Annotated in this window: 11 protein-coding genes; 2 read left to right on the top strand and 9 right to left on the bottom strand. The window is 64.7% G+C overall.

The window, feature by feature from the left end; all coding sequences use genetic code 11:
• Positions 1 to 570 precede the first annotated feature (570 nt).
• A complete protein-coding gene (locus tag KF833_13100) occupies positions 571 to 1500 on the top strand; it encodes a type II secretion system protein (GenBank protein MBX3746236.1) in 930 nt (309 codons plus the stop codon).
• A 15-nt stretch (positions 1501 to 1515) separates the two neighbouring features.
• On the opposite strand, the gene ald is transcribed toward KF833_13100, so the two are convergent.
• The 5 genes from ald to ilvB all read right to left on the bottom strand — a co-directional run bounded on the left by ald (position 1516) and on the right by ilvB (position 7543).
• Entirely contained in the window at positions 1516 to 2628 is a 1113-nt protein-coding gene (gene ald, locus KF833_13095; GenBank protein ID MBX3746235.1) for an alanine dehydrogenase, read from the bottom strand.
• A gap of 155 nt (positions 2629 to 2783) precedes the next feature.
• Positions 2784 to 3248: a metallophosphoesterase family protein gene (locus KF833_13090; protein ID MBX3746234.1), complete on the bottom strand. Its 465-nt coding sequence runs from the start codon at positions 3246 to 3248 to the stop codon at positions 2784 to 2786.
• Positions 3249 to 3293: 45 nt separating this feature from the next.
• Positions 3294 to 5297 carry a 1-deoxy-D-xylulose-5-phosphate synthase gene (gene dxs / locus KF833_13085; protein MBX3746233.1) on the bottom strand — a complete coding sequence of 668 codons (2004 nt, stop codon included), beginning with the start codon at positions 5295 to 5297 and terminating at the stop codon, positions 3294 to 3296.
• A 93-nt stretch (positions 5298 to 5390) separates the two neighbouring features.
• Positions 5391 to 5651 (bottom strand): exodeoxyribonuclease VII small subunit, encoded by a 261-nt coding sequence (xseB, locus tag KF833_13080; protein MBX3746232.1) that lies wholly within the window; start codon positions 5649 to 5651, stop codon positions 5391 to 5393.
• A gap of 77 nt (positions 5652 to 5728) precedes the next feature.
• Positions 5729 to 7543 carry a biosynthetic-type acetolactate synthase large subunit gene (gene ilvB / locus KF833_13075; protein MBX3746231.1) on the bottom strand — a complete coding sequence of 605 codons (1815 nt, stop codon included), beginning with the start codon at positions 7541 to 7543 and terminating at the stop codon, positions 5729 to 5731.
• Between the two features lie 515 nt (positions 7544 to 8058).
• Between ilvB and KF833_13070 the strand changes: the two genes are divergently transcribed.
• Entirely contained in the window at positions 8059 to 10149 is a 2091-nt protein-coding gene (locus KF833_13070) for an elongation factor G (protein ID MBX3746230.1), read from the top strand.
• 71 nt (positions 10150 to 10220) lie between these two features.
• Here KF833_13070 and KF833_13065 read toward each other — a convergent pair whose 3' ends face one another.
• The 4 genes from KF833_13065 to KF833_13050 all read right to left on the bottom strand — a co-directional run bounded on the left by KF833_13065 (position 10221) and on the right by KF833_13050 (position 13705).
• Complete coding sequence (locus KF833_13065; GenBank protein MBX3746229.1) at positions 10221 to 11267, bottom strand: DHH family phosphoesterase; 1047 nt, start codon at positions 11265 to 11267, stop codon at positions 10221 to 10223.
• A 115-nt stretch (positions 11268 to 11382) separates the two neighbouring features.
• Positions 11383 to 11838 carry a hypothetical protein gene (locus KF833_13060; GenBank protein MBX3746228.1) on the bottom strand — a complete coding sequence of 152 codons (456 nt, stop codon included), beginning with the start codon at positions 11836 to 11838 and terminating at the stop codon, positions 11383 to 11385.
• Positions 11839 to 11850: 12 nt separating this feature from the next.
• The gene (locus KF833_13055) at positions 11851 to 12363 is read right to left on the bottom strand and encodes a thioredoxin family protein (GenBank protein ID MBX3746227.1); all 513 of its coding nucleotides are present in this window, start codon (positions 12361 to 12363) and stop codon (positions 11851 to 11853) included.
• 304 nt (positions 12364 to 12667) lie between these two features.
• Positions 12668 to 13705 (bottom strand): IS630 family transposase, encoded by a 1038-nt coding sequence (locus tag KF833_13050; protein ID MBX3746226.1) that lies wholly within the window; start codon positions 13703 to 13705, stop codon positions 12668 to 12670.
• Positions 13706 to 13837: the final 132 nt, after the last annotated feature.

Raw genomic sequence — 13837 nt, 5'->3', positions numbered from 1 at the left:
GCTCGTCCCTCCGGCGTGAGGCAAAGGGGTGAAATCGGAGGGACCGTTGGGTGTACACGCTTCAGCGTGAGCCTCCCAAATCCGCCCCGACACGCCAAAGCGTGCACACCCAACAGAGGCCGACCCAGCCTCTGCCCCCCCACCTCCCCGCCCTGCCAGCGCACCTCAGCCTTTTTGCAGCAGAACCTCGTAATCGTAATCGTAATCGTACTCGTAATCGTAATCGTAATCGTACTCGTAATCGCCCCCCCAATTCCCATGCGGCATGGGAGGTCCGAACACGATCAAACCCATCGGGCCAGCCATGAGGCGACGCTGAAGCGGTGTGCCTGCGAGTCGAGGACGATGACGAGTACGAGTACCGCCCTTCGGGCTGAGTACGAGTCCCGGGGAGGGGGAAAAGGTGTGGTGCGATGGGATTGAGGACTCGCGGAGCTCGTCCATCCGATCCGCTGCCTTCTTACCCGCCACTCCGGGATGCACCGGTGGAGGTGTGGACGCTGAGACGGGCTTGACAGATCGGGTCGGGGGCCATTCGATGGATCGTCCACTTGGGTTGCCATGTCAGCGATGCGTCCAGACAGGAGAGGGCTTCGATCAGGATCTCGAGGCGGGGTCTTTCGGAGCCGGCCGGGTGACAGGGGAGGGTTCACGCTGGTTGAACTGCTGGTGGTGATCGCGGTGATCGCGATCCTGGCCAGTCTGCTGCTTCCGGCGCTCGGGCGGGCGAAGGACCGCGCCAGGGAAGCCGTCTGTCTCGGGCATGTCCGGCAGGTGAGTCTGGCGATGATCGTGGAGATGACCGGGGTCGAGGGGCGATGGTTGGAGGAGCCGTTTCTGGCGCACTGGCTGGTGCGCGATTTCGGGGTGCCGGGCAGGGCCTGGATTTGTCCCGGAGCGCCGGTCCGTCCCGGGCGGCTGCCCTGGGCGGCAAACGCTCCGGAGAACGCCTTTATGCCGGGGGCGGTGGACCGTGCCTGGACCCACCCGAGGTGGGTGAGAAGCCTGCGCCTCCGATGGCAGGACAAGGCGTGGTCCGAGGAATCCCTGTTCCCCGGGGATGCACCGGAGGACCGGGCGGGCAGTTATGCCATCAATGCGTGGTTCGCCTGGGAGGCATGGAACGACGTGCCGAACCGGATCGTGCCCGAGGCGTTTCAGCGCGAGTCCGATGTCGTCGAGCCGAGCCGGACGCCGATGGTGGGGGATGGGCAGTATCATATCGCCTGGGGGCGGGCGACTGACACGCCGCCGCGGGATCTTCACGGTTACGGCGGCTTTCGAGGCCCCGGCCCGAACATCCACACCTATTGCCTCGCCCGTCACGGGAGCCGCAGCTTCCCGATCCCGCAGATCGCGCCATCCGGACGGCCCCTGATGGGGGCGGTCAACATGGCCATGGCGGACGGCCATGCCCGACGAGTGGCGCTGGACGATCTCTGGCAGTTGTCCTGGCACCGCAACTATGTGGCGCCGGTCCGTCGTCCGGGGCTTCCCTGAGCCGCAGCCATGCAGTCAGGTGGGGAGGACGGTGCGCGGGTCGTGGTGCGGCAACTGGAGGGCGGCGGCGACGGCGGGGTGGGTGACATGGCCGGCGACGATGTTGAGACCGGACCAGAGGGCGGGATTCTTTTCGAGGGCGGCGGGGAGACCGGCATCGGCGAGAAGCTGGAGGTAGGGAAAGGTGACGTTGGCGAGGGCCTGGGTGGCGGTGCGGGCGTAGGCGCCGGGCATGTTGGCGACGCAGTAGTGGCTGACGCCTTCCTCGACATAGACGGGATCATCGTGGGTGGTGGGCCGGGAGGTTTCGGCGCAGCCGCCCTGATCGATGGCGATGTCCACCAGCACGCTGCCGGGACGCATGCGGCGGAGCATGTCCCGGCGGATGAGCCGGGGGGCGCGGGCGCCGGGGACGAGGACGGCGGCGATGAGGAGATCCACGGAGGGAAGGAGGTCCAGGAGGTGGGCTTCGTTCGAGTAGAGGGTGTGGGCGGTGTGGAGGGTGATGTCGAGGAAGCGCATCCGTTCGAGATCGACTTCGAGGATGGTGACATCCGCGCCGACCCCGGTGGCCATGCGGGCGGCATTGATGCCGGAGGTGCCGCCGCCGAGGACCACGACGCGGCCGGGAAGGACGCCGGGAACCCCGCCGAGCAGGACGCCGCTGCCGCCCTGGTGTTTGGCGAGGAGATAACCTCCGACCACCACGCTCATGCGGCCGGCGATCTCGCTCATGGGTTCGAGGAGCGGGAGCCGCCGGTTGACCTCGATCGTCTCGTAGGCGATGGCGGTGACGCCGGATTGCTGGAGCGCCTCGGTGCAGGGCCGGTTGGCGGCGAGGTGGAGGTAGGTGAAGAGGATCTGGCCGCGACGGAGCAGGGGATACTCGGAGGGGAGGGGTTCCTTGACCTTGATGACGAGGTCGGCGTCTTCGAAGACAACGCGGTGTTCAGGGACGAGTTGGGCGCCGGCCTCGGCGTAATCGGCGTCCGGGTAGCCCGAACCGCGGCCGGCGTCGCGTTCGACCAGGACCTGGTGTCCGCGCTGGACCAGTTGGTAGGCGGCGGAGGGGACGAGGGCGACGCGGTGTTCCTGGTCCTTGAGTTCGCGGGGGACGCCGATGATCACGGGCGATTGATGGCAGAGAGGGACCGGGGCGGGAAGGCGTTAGGTGCCATGGGAGGAGGACTCGCGGAGCTCGTCCCTCCGGGGGGTGAAGCGGGGGGGGTGAAATGGGACGTGGACTCGCGGAGCTCGTCCCTCCGAAGGGGGGGCCAGGGGGTTCAGGCCAGCTCGACGAAGGTGTGGCGCGGGCGGTCGCCATCGAGGTGCAGGCGGCAGATCGAGGGGGGCAGGCCGAAGCGCGGGGCGCCGGCGGAACCGGGATTCACGTAGAGGATGCCTTCGAGGGTTTCGGCGAAGGGCCGGTGGGTGTGGCCGAAGACCACCACCGTCGGGCGGACGAGTTGAAGGCGGAGGCGAAAGGAGGGGGAGGGGTGGTGGGGTGAGACGATATGCTCCACCAGGATCCGATGGGGGCCGATTTCGACGGACTCGAAGTCCGGCCAGCCGGCGTGGCTGTCCGTATTGCCGTGGACCACGGTGACCGGGGCGAGGCGGGCCAGTTCGGCGATGAGGCTGGGCGGCCCGACATCTCCGGCGTGGAGGATGCGATCGACGCCGGCGAGAGCCCGGAGGGCCGCGGGGGGGAGGCGTCCGTGGGTATCGGAGATGAGGCCGAGGGTCATGGGTGGCGATGCCCGGCGCTTACCTCCTTACTGGATGGATACCGCTCAGGCGGCGCCCGCGGCGGCGAGATGGGGAGTGGTGGTGGCGGCCGGGAGGGAGGCCGGCACGGCGGCTCGGACCTGCTGGACGACGGCCTCGGCGGTGAGCCCGTGGCGCTGGCGGAGGTAGTCCACGCTGCTGGCGTGTTCGACGAACTGGTCGGGCCAGCCGAGGCGCACCACCGGGGTGGCGATGCGGCGTTCGTTGAGGCATTCGATGACGGCGCTGCCGTAGCCGCCGGCGATGACGTGGTCTTCGAGGGTGACGACGACATCGGACGAGCGGGCGAAGAACTCGTGGACGGCGGCGTCGAGGGGTTTGGCGAAGCGTGGATTGATGAGGGCGCAGTCCCAGCCTTCGCGTTCGAGGGCGGCCATGGCGTCGCGGGCGATGCGGCCCATGTTGCCGAGGGCGAAGAAGGCGGCCTTGCGGGAGCCGGCATTGCGGAAGTGCTGCAGGACCTCGGCCTTGCCGATTTCGATGACGGCGGGGCGTTCCTTGACGGGGACCCCTTCGGCGGGACCGCGGGGATAGCGGATGGCGACGGGGTGGGGCTGAAGGGTGGCGGTGAACATCATGTCCTGGAGTTCATCCTCATCCTTGGGGGCCATCAGGACGATGTTGGGCAGGCAGCGGAGGTAGGCGATGTCGAACAGGCCGTGATGGGTGGGGCCGTCGTTGGCGCTGAGGCCGGCGCGGTCCATGCAGAAGATCACCGGGAGATCCTGGAGACAGACATCGTGGTGGATGCAGTCGTAGGCGCGCTGGAGGAAGGTCGAATAGATGGCGACCACGGGATGGAAGCCCATGGTGGCCATGCCGGCGGCGAAGATGACGGCGTGTTCCTCGGCGATGCCGACGTCGTAGAATTGATTGGGGAGGGCCTGATCGAGGACCTTGAGGGAGGTGCCGCTGGGCATGGCGGCGGTGATGCCGACCACGTTTTTGTTCTGGTGACAGAGCTTGACCATGGTCTGGCCGAAGATCTCCTGCCAGGCGGGCGGGCTGCCGGGTTTGGGCGAGACGACGGCGCCGGTTTCGGCGCAGTAGGGTCCGAGGCCATGGAACTTCTCGGGGTGCTGGAGGGCGGCATCGAAGCCCTTGCCCTTCTTGGTGAGGACATGGATGACGACGGGGCCATCGAAGGTTTTGGCGAATTCGAGGACACCGACGAGGGTGGGGAGGTCGTGGCCATCGAAGGGCCCGAGGTAACGGAGACCGAATTCCTCGAAGATGAGGCTGCTGCCGTAGCCGCCGCGGCCGTCGGTGCCGGGGCCTTCGTGGGTCCGTTCGAGGGACATGTCGGCGACGACGCCCTTGAGGGCCTCCTCGGCCTTCTGGCCGAGGCGGACGGCGAGATCGCCCTTGGGGAGTTTCTTGAGCCAGTGGGCGAAATCGCGCTGGAGCTGGTTGTAGCGCGGGTTGGTGGTGAGGCGGTTGAGGTAGCCGGAGATGGCACCGACGTTCTTGGCGATGGACCACTCGTTGTCGTTGAGGATGCCGATGAAGCGCTTGGTGGTGTGGGCGATGTTGTTGAGGGCCTCGAACGAGATGCCGTTGGTGAGGGCGGCGTCGCCGAAGATGCAGACCACATGTTCGTCGCCCTTCCGCTGATCGCGGGCGGCGCACATGCCGAGGGCGGCGGAGAGGGCGGTGCCGGCATGGCCGGCGCCGTAGCAGTCGTGGTCGCTTTCGGAGCGGAGGGCGAAGCCGTTGAGGCCGTCGGTGGTGCGGATGGTGTGAAAGCGATTCTTGCGGCCGGTCAGGAGTTTGTGGACATAGACCTGATGACTGACATCCCAGACGAACTTGTCCTTGGGGGTGCTGAAGACGCGGTGCAGGGCGATGGTGAGTTCGACGACGCCGAGGTTGGGGCCGAGATGGCCGCCGTGCTTGGCCAGTTTGGTGATGAGTTCGTGGCGCACCTCGGTGGCGAGCTGGGCGCTCTGCTCGAGGGTGAGCTTCTTGAGGTGGTCAGGGTGATCGACCATGTCGAGGTAGCGGCTCATCGTCAGGGGCTTGGCGGGGGTGCGGGTTTTGGATTGCACGAGGCTGGAGTGGGTTGGGAAGGGGGCGAGGCGTCCGGGGGGCGGGTTCAGGAATCAATCGCCGGGTTCGTCGTCTTCGTCCGCGGAATCTCCGACGGGGTCGGGACCGGGGTTGGAGGGTTGGAGTTCGAGGATGCGCTGTTCGGCGGCGGCGAGTTTCTCCTCGCACAACCGGGCCAGCCGGGTGCCTTCCTCGTAGCGGGCGAGGAGTTGTTCGAGCGGCAGTTCGCCGCCTTCCATGGCCTCGACGATGGATTCCAGTTTGCCGAGGGCGTCCTCGAAGGAGGGTTCGGTTGCCTTGGAGGTCTTGGACATGGAAGCGGTGGGGCGGGGGCTGGGGGCCGGGTGTCCGCGTGTATCGGGGACGCCCGGCCCATCTGGGAGGCAGCGCGTCAGGCTTTCCAGATCATGTCGGCGACGGTCTGACCGGCCGGGATGAAGGGAAGGACGTGCTCGGTGTAGGGGGTGATGATGTCGAGGACGTAGGGGGTCTTGGCGGCCAGCATCCGTTCGAGGGCGGGGCGAAGGTCCTTGCGGTACACGACGCGTTCGCAGGGGACATTGAAGCTGTTGCAGACCTTGACGTAGTCGGGGTAGATGGCCTGGCGATCCCTGGGATTGCCGAGGTAGGTGTGTCCCCGGTTGCCGCCGTAGAAGTTGTCCTCCCACTGGACGACCATGCCGAGGTGCTGATTGTTCAGGATCATGGCCTTGGCGGCGATGTTCTCGATGTTGGCGGTGGCGAGTTCCTGAATGTTCATGAGGAACGAGCCATCGCCGTCGATGTCGATGACTTCGCGGTCCGGGTGGGCGACCTTGACGCCGAGGGCGGCGGGATAGCCATAGCCCATGGAGCCGAGGCCGGCGGAGCTGATGAACTGGCGGGGGAACTTGTATTTGTACCATTGGGCGGCCCACATCTGGTGCTGGCCGACGCCGGTGGTGATGAAGGCCTCGCCGCGGGTGAGGCGGTGGAGTTCCTCGATGGCCATCTGGGGGAGGATGTACTCGTTGCCGCCGCGGGCGAAGGGTTTGATGTGGTCGGAGTCGATGAACTCGGCCTTGGTGGTGTACTGGAAGGGGGCGCGCTCCTTCCACTCGGCGATCCGGGCGTGCCAGGCGTCGTATTGGCGCCGGATGCCTCCCCGTTTGGAAAGGAGGGCGTTGAGGCGCTTGAGGGTGTCGCGGAGGTCGCCGTGGACGGTCAGGTTGGCACGCCGGTTCTTGTTGTGCTCGGAGGCGTCGATGTCCACGTGGACGATGGTGGCGCCCTTGGCGAACTCGGTGAACTTGCCGGTGACGCGGTCATCGAACCGGACGCCGAAGGCGAGGAGGAGATCGGCGCCGTCCTTGAGTTTGACCATCGGATCGGCGGGCGACTTGCGGTGGGCGAACTCGCCGCTGACGGCCCAATTGGCGAAGGCGGCCCCGTGCATGCCGAGCCAGCGGAGGGAGAGGGGATGTTCCTCCGGGAACCCGCCGATGCCCATGATGGTGGTGGTGACCGGGATGCCCGCCGTTTCGGCGAACTTCTTCAATTCCGCGGCGGCTCCGGAGGTGATGATGCCGCCGCCGGTGTAGAGGACGGGGCGTTCGCATTTTTCGAGAAGGCCGATGATCTCGTTGAGTTCGAGGTCGCCGGCGTAGATCTCGGGATTGTAGCCGCGGAGCCGTTTCCGGACATCGTCGAGGGTGGGCCAGACGGGCTGGGTGCGGGCCTGCTGGACGTTCTTGGGGACATCGATCACCACGGGGCCGGGGCGACCGGACTGGGCGATGTAGAAGGCCTCCTTGACGATGGCCGGGATGTCGTTGACGTCGGTGACCAGGTAGGAGTGTTTCACGATCGGCAGGGTGAGGCCGATCATGTCCGTCTCCTGGAAGGCGCCGCGCCCGATCATGGCCTGGGGCACCTGGCCGGTGATGGCGACCAGGGGGCAGGAATCCATGTAGGCATCGGCGATGGCGGTGACGAGGTTGGTGGCGCCCGGGCCGCTGGTGGCCATGCAGACGCCGGCCTTGCCGGTGGCGCGGGCGTAGCCCTCGGCGGCGAAGCTGCCGCCCTGCTCGTGACGGGGCAGGATGGTGCGGATCTTCGACTGGGTGAGGGACTGGTGCAGTTCCATGCTGGCGCCGCCGGGGTAGGCGAAGATCACCTCGACGCCTTCGCGCTCGAGGGCCTGGACGAAGATATCCCGGCCCAGCATGGCGGGGCCGAGTTCGGCGGGGGTGCGGGGGCCGGCGGATTTGCGGCCGTTGCGGGCGGTTCGAGTCTTGCTGCTCATCTTCTTGGATAATGAGGCCGGACGGGGCGGGGTGAACAAAAAACCCACGACCGGTTCCGGCCGTGGGTGGAGGTTTCGAACGAGTTCACCGACAACTCACCCCCCCGGCCAGGCCGGTCGATACGACGACCAGTACGAGGAGCCCCGGGGGCATGGGTTGGCGATCCGACATCGGCGGGAAACCTAGTGATCGGGAATGCCACGGGTCAAGGTCCTGTTTCGGGCCGTGCATCCCCGCGGTGCATCCCCGGGTTGGGGGTGGGGAGGCAGCGAACCGGAGGGACGAGCCCTGCGAGTCCTCAACCCCTTGCTCCGCCCTCCTGCGGCCTCGTGGTACCCGGCCCCCGGTTTTCGGCAGTCCGTCAATCCGGCCTTGGCCTGGGGACGGTCCTTGCGGATGATCCCGCGCGAAGCACATCCACGCCCCCTGGCGCCCCATGAAAACCTACCAAGCCGCAGAGATTCGGAACTTCGCAGTTGTTGGCCACGCGACCGCCGGGAAGACCATGTTGTGCGAGGCGATGCTGGCGACCGCGGGGGAGATCAACCGGATGGGGAGCATTGCGAATGGAACGACGGTTTCGGATTACCACCCGGGCGAGAAGCTCCACCAGATCTCGATCCACGCCACGCCGCTGCGGCTGGAGTGGCTGGGCCGGAAGTTCAACATCATCGACACGCCGGGCTACATGGATTTCATCAGCGAGGCGCCGGTGGCCATGCAGGTCGGCGATTTCGCCCTCGTCGTGGTGCATGCCCTGCACGGGCCGGCGCTGGGAACCGACACCGTGTGGCGCTACGCCACCCAGTACGGGCTTCCGAAGATTCTGGTGGTGAACGGATGCGACCGGGAGAACGTGAATCCGGACGCGATGTTGGCGGCCCTGCGGGAGAAGTACGGGCCGCGGGTCTTTCCAATGACCTGGCCGGTGAATCCGGGCCCGGGATTCAACCGCGAACTGGATGTCATGCGCAGCGAAATCGTGACCTACGCCACGGACGCCTCGGGGAAGTACACCGAGGCGGCGGCCGAGGGCGAATGGAAGGAGCGGGTCACCCAGCTGCACCGCGAACTGATCGAGTACACGGCGGAGGCGGACGATGCCCTGATGGAGAAGTTCTTTGAGAAGGGAAGTCTGACCGAGGAGGAGCTGCGGGCAGGCGAGCACACGGCCCTTCAGAAGCAGGCCTTCATCCCGGTGTTTTTCACCTCGGCGGAAACCAACATCGGCGTGGCCCGGTTGATGGACTTCATCGCGAAGTACGGTTCCTCGCCGGTGGACCGTATGAAGCTCGCGGCGCACGACGCGGCCGGAAACGGGGTCGAGGTGGCGTTGAACGGCGAGCATCCGGTGCTGTACGTCTTCAAGACCACGCACGAGGACCAGTTCGGCGACCTGTCGCTGTTCCGGGTTTATTCGGGGGCGGTCCACATCAACACCGACCTCTACAACAGCGACCGGAAGACCAACGAGCGGCTGGGCCAGTTCTTCAGTCTCAACGGCAAGACCCGCACGGTGATGGACCGGTTGAACGCGGGGGACATCGGGGCGGCGGTGAAGCTGAAGGACACGCACACGGGCAACACGCTGTGTTCGAGCAAGTACGTGGTGAGCCTGCCCAAGGTCGCGTTTCCCAAGCCCAACGTCCACATGGCGCTCAAGCTGAAAACCAAGGGCGAGGAGGACAAGCTGGCGGCCGGCCTGGCGGCGCTTCACGAGGAGGATCCGACCTTTCACTATCACGTGGATTCGGCGCTCCATCAGACGGTCATTTCCGGGCAGGGGGAACTGCATCTTCAGATCGTGGCGGAGCGGCTGAAGCGGCGGTACCGGATCGACTTCGAACTGCACGAACCCCGGGTCCCCTATCGCGAAACCATCCGGGGCCGGGCCGAGTCGAAGTATCGTCACAAGAAGCAGACCGGCGGGGCGGGTCAGTTCGCCGAGGTCTGGATGCGCATCGAACCCCTGGAGCGGAACAACGGTGTGGAGTTCGACGAATCCCTCACGGGCCAGAACGTCGATCGCGTCTTTGTGCCCTCGGTCGAGAAAGGGGTTCGCTCGGCGGTGACCGAGGGGATTCTGGCGGGATACCCGGTGGTGGATGTGCGGGTGGATTTCTACGACGGCAAGATGCACCCGGTGGATTCCAAGGACATCGCCTTCCAGATCGCGGGCAAGGAGGCCTTCAAGGAGGCGTTCCGGGCGGCCCGTCCGTGCCTGTTGGAACCGATCTGCTCGGTCGAGGTGCGGATTCCCGAGGAATTCATGGGGAACGTGCTGGGCGACCTGTCGAGCCGGCGGGGCCGCATTCTGGGAATGGACACCGCCGACGGCTACCAGGTGGTGAAGGCGCACGTCCCGCAGAACCAGCTTTACCTGTACTCCGCAGCGCTCCGCTCACTCACGGGTGGACGGGGCCACCACGCGGAGGAGTTCAGCCACTACGACCACATGCCGGCCGAACTCGAGGCCAAGGTCATTGCGGAAAGCAAGCGTCTCCATGAGGAGGAGAAGAAGGCCTGAGTTAGTCGGTCCAGGGCCTGTCGGAGCAAGGGCGGGAATCAGCCGGGCGTTCGTCCCGCCCCGTGTCCTGTTCAGGCGTCCCAGCGGAGTCCTCCGGGATCCTCCACCAGGGCGGCGGCAACGGCGCGGGTCGGATTGAGCACGCGCCGGAGGTAAGTGAGAGCGTCCGGAATGGACTGGACCGAGCGGGGCAGGGTGGCTCCGCTGGCATTCGGGTGGCCGCCGCCCTGCAACCGACGGGCAACCTCGATGGCCTGCCCGTCCCGGCTCCGGAAGCTCGCCACCACGCCGGCGGCACCCTTCTTCAGGAGGGTCATCAGGACCGGGTGACGGCACTCGGGGGCGGCGAGCAGTTCGTGCACGATGAGATTGCCGTTGCCGACCACGACATCCACGAATCCGAGCTGCGGCGTGACCTCGACCACCCGTTCCCGGCTCCAGGCGAGTCCGATGGGATCCTCGACCCTTCGCCGGACCTGGGTGACTTCGAGGAGGGGATGATCGAGGAGTCGATCGAGGTTGCCGTCGAGCAGTCGGCTCAGGTTCCAGAAGGGATAGGCTTTGAGGAGGGACGCATAGTCATTGGCAAGGGTAAAGTCGGGATGCGCCTCGAGGAAGAGGTCCCCGACCTCGGTCAATTCCACCAGCCGGTCGAGGTTCGAACTGCCCAGTCCGCGGGCCTGGCAGAGTTCGTAGCAGAGCCGGGCGGCGCATTTGGCGGGATTGTGGATGAGGCGCGCGTTGACCGGGGCGCCGGGGACGACGTGATGGTCGATGATCACCCAGTCGGGACGATCGACGCGTTCCTCGAAGGCAAGGTCGCAAATCCAGGCGGCTCGTTCGCGCATGGGCCGCTGACGCCAGCCCTGGTTGTTCCAGGCCTCGAGCGGGACGTCGGTCTCGAAGAGATTCCGGGCGAGGCGCACCAGCAGGTGCCCGGCCACAAAGCCGTCCAGGTCGCTTTCGTGGGTGAGGATGACGTCCGGTCTGGGCAACGCGGCGATGTCCATGTGCGCGGCACCGTACCCGTCGGCGTGCGACGCCTCACGCGAAATAACCGGGGTGTTCGGCGCGGTGGTGTCCCTGGTGCAGGGTGCCGATCCAGCGCCCCGGTTCATGGCGCCTCGGCGGACGGTTGCCGGGGATCGGCGTTGTTGGTGCAACGGCACCCGCTGTTTCCTGAACCCTCAGGCGGAGGGACGCTCGGACGCCTCAGCGGAGGAGCGTTCCCCTTCAGTGCCTTGTCGAACGATCGTGTTGGGGATCCTCCGTCCTGCCGTCCTTCCGGGCGCGCCTCCTGAAGTGCTTGTGCCAAAGCAGGCCTGCACCCATGAGCACGAGGCCCGCCAACCCGATCCCCGGTTCCACCCAGAAAGCGAGGCCAAGCCAGGATACAAGGCCGCAGACCGGTACCCGCCTGGGGTACAGCCTGCTCTCCTTCGGAAGCCGCAAGGCCGCGAGATGGGTGAGGGTGTAGTAAACCAGCACGGTGACCGCACGGAACGACCAGGTAAGGTCCACGCAGGCGACGACGAGCGTCAGAAGTCCGATCGCCACAAGCGCCACAACGATCCTCGCAGTTGCACCCGACTGCCCGAAGGCGAGCCGCACGTATCCGGCCAAGCCGAGCGCCGCCGTCGCCGCGGAAGCCGGCTTTGCGCTGAGGAACAGCCAACCGCCATTCTCCACCGCAGCGACATGTCACAGCCTTTCGCCGCCAATGCTCCCCAGGTTATCAAGCATCTCGAGGAACCTCCCCCTTCCTATCCTTCCGACTGCGTAATCGATTACGTTGCCCTGAGGGTCCGTAAAAATCGTCACCGGTGTACCGCCGACGTGATACCGGCTGAAAGCCTCTTCCGCACCAGGATCGTCCGCATGGATCATCACCGGGATGACTTGCGCATTGATCGCAGTCATTGCTTCGTCATCCGCGAACACCTCACGCTTCATGATCCGGCACGGAACGCACCACTCCGCGGTGAAGAACAACAGCATATTCTTCCCGGATTCATTCGCCCGCTGTCGAGCCGACGCAATGTCATCAGCCCACACGACATCATTCGAAGGAACGTAGAACGAATGGTATGCATAGCCAAGGGAAGCCACCAGGAAAGCCAGCCAGAACCATCGCCAGAATGGGTGGCGTTTCCGTTTCGCGCCGGCTGATGCGGTGTCAGATGAGTTAGGGTAGGGGTCTTCCGGGCCTTTCATACGCTTTCGATTCATGTCTGAAATCGACAATCTCGTCCTCAACCCACGTCACGCTTGCGCGATGCCAATATGTCCGGCAGATCGCTCGGTGAATGTGTCCGCGAAAGTCCGAATAGACGACTCTGAAGGAGCACGTGATCCCATTCGTCCGCCACGCAAAGGGCCGCCACCGGATGCTGTGCGCCTTGCATAGCCGCTGCCGGAGGTCGGTCTTGACCCACTCGCGACACAGGACAACACAAAGAAACTGAAGCATGGCCGCGATGAGCGCGACAATCGCAATGTTGCGGTATACTGCGCGGCATCAAATTTTCGGATTCGGCAAGCACTGAAAGTTATCAGTGATGAGTGATCTGAGTAGATCCCTGTTTCTACCCCTCAAGGAAATCAGGAATGTGTCAATCGCAGATCGGAAAGCGTCGAAATCCTCATAGTACTTGTTACGAAGGCATTTGGATTTCACGAGCTTCCAAACCCGCTCAATCAAGTTCAGGTTGGGCGAATACGCAGGAAGATACAGGAGCTCAATGTTAAGACTTTTGGCCAACTCCTGAACCTGAGCATTGTACTGATAGCGCGCATTATCCATCACGAGAGTCAGCTCCTCTCCTGGATACCTTGCATCTAGCTTGCGAATGAGCTCGCATACTGTCCCAGCATTGACAGAGCCGTCCGTCTGGATCGAGACGAAATCATGGTCCCTGGTCTCCACTGCTCCAAGGACGCTGTAGCGCCTCCGGCCACTGGCGCTTCGAATGAATATGCGTGCGAAGCACCATATCATTCCAACGAACGCCCCGAGGACAAAGTGAGCTGCATCCACGAAGAAGACTCGGCGCTTTTCCATCTGAGCTTCCTCCAGCCGGGGAAGAAGCTCATGGGTCAAAAAATCCAATTGCAGCTGCGGGTCCGCACCGCCAGGAACCGCAGCCGTCTTCCGATACTCCAGACCAAGTTGCTTCATGATACGCCGGGCTTGCGTCTCGGAAAGCAGAATGCCCGTGAGCTTCTCGATTCGAGCCGCGCCCTCTTTCGCAGAAGCAACAGGTTCCTCAGCGAGTGACTTCCTGATCGTCTCGAAGAACGGAGCTACCTTGCTGGTTGGTTGGAAGAACCTATCCTCCAGCAAACCAGCAAGACCCTCCGCCTGGTAGCGCTTCAGGTAGTTTGTCACCGTGTCGTCCGTGATGTCCAAGATCTGTGCAATGGCCGAGTGTGGAACGTTCAGCACGTGCATCCGGACAGCGAGAAGCTTTCGCTTGGCACGCTCTTCGACAGAGGGATCGTCCAGCGCTTCAGTGATGTCTTTCAACTCGGTCTGAGTGAGTGACAAGCGAACCATGAGAGAAATCATATATATACCAGCTATCAGTGCAATACTGAATGTGGCCAGTATTCAAATTGCGGGTTTAAACTGAGAGGCATTGTACTCAGACAAACAGCCTACCCACTCTCCTGTCTATTTTCCGAAAAC

This window comes from Verrucomicrobiia bacterium (assembly GCA_019634625.1).
Classification (GTDB): Bacteria; Verrucomicrobiota; Verrucomicrobiia; order Limisphaerales; family CAIMTB01; genus CAIMTB01.
This window is presented reverse-complemented; position numbering and strand designations above follow the sequence as displayed.

What these genes read in the sequence shown, in the direction of transcription:
- KF833_13100 (MBX3746236.1), top strand. Translation starts at nt 571, where the DNA reads ATGCGTCCAGACAGGAGAGGGCTTCGATCAGGATCTCGAGGCGGGGTC.
- KF833_13090 (MBX3746234.1), bottom strand. Translation starts at nt 3,248, where the DNA reads ATGACCCTCGGCCTCATCTCCGATACCCACGGACGCCTCCCCCCCGCG.
- dxs (MBX3746233.1), bottom strand. Translation starts at nt 5,297, where the DNA reads ATGAGCCGCTACCTCGACATGGTCGATCACCCTGACCACCTCAAGAAG.
- xseB (MBX3746232.1), bottom strand. Translation starts at nt 5,651, where the DNA reads ATGTCCAAGACCTCCAAGGCAACCGAACCCTCCTTCGAGGACGCCCTC.
- ilvB (MBX3746231.1), bottom strand. Translation starts at nt 7,543, where the DNA reads ATGCTGGGCCGGGATATCTTCGTCCAGGCCCTCGAGCGCGAAGGCGTC.
- KF833_13070 (MBX3746230.1), top strand. Translation starts at nt 8,059, where the DNA reads ATGAAAACCTACCAAGCCGCAGAGATTCGGAACTTCGCAGTTGTTGGC.
- KF833_13065 (MBX3746229.1), bottom strand. Translation starts at nt 11,267, where the DNA reads ATGAACCGGGGCGCTGGATCGGCACCCTGCACCAGGGACACCACCGCG.
- KF833_13055 (MBX3746227.1), bottom strand. Translation starts at nt 12,363, where the DNA reads ATGAAAGGCCCGGAAGACCCCTACCCTAACTCATCTGACACCGCATCA.
- KF833_13050 (MBX3746226.1), bottom strand. Translation starts at nt 13,705, where the DNA reads ATGGTTCGCTTGTCACTCACTCAGACCGAGTTGAAAGACATCACTGAA.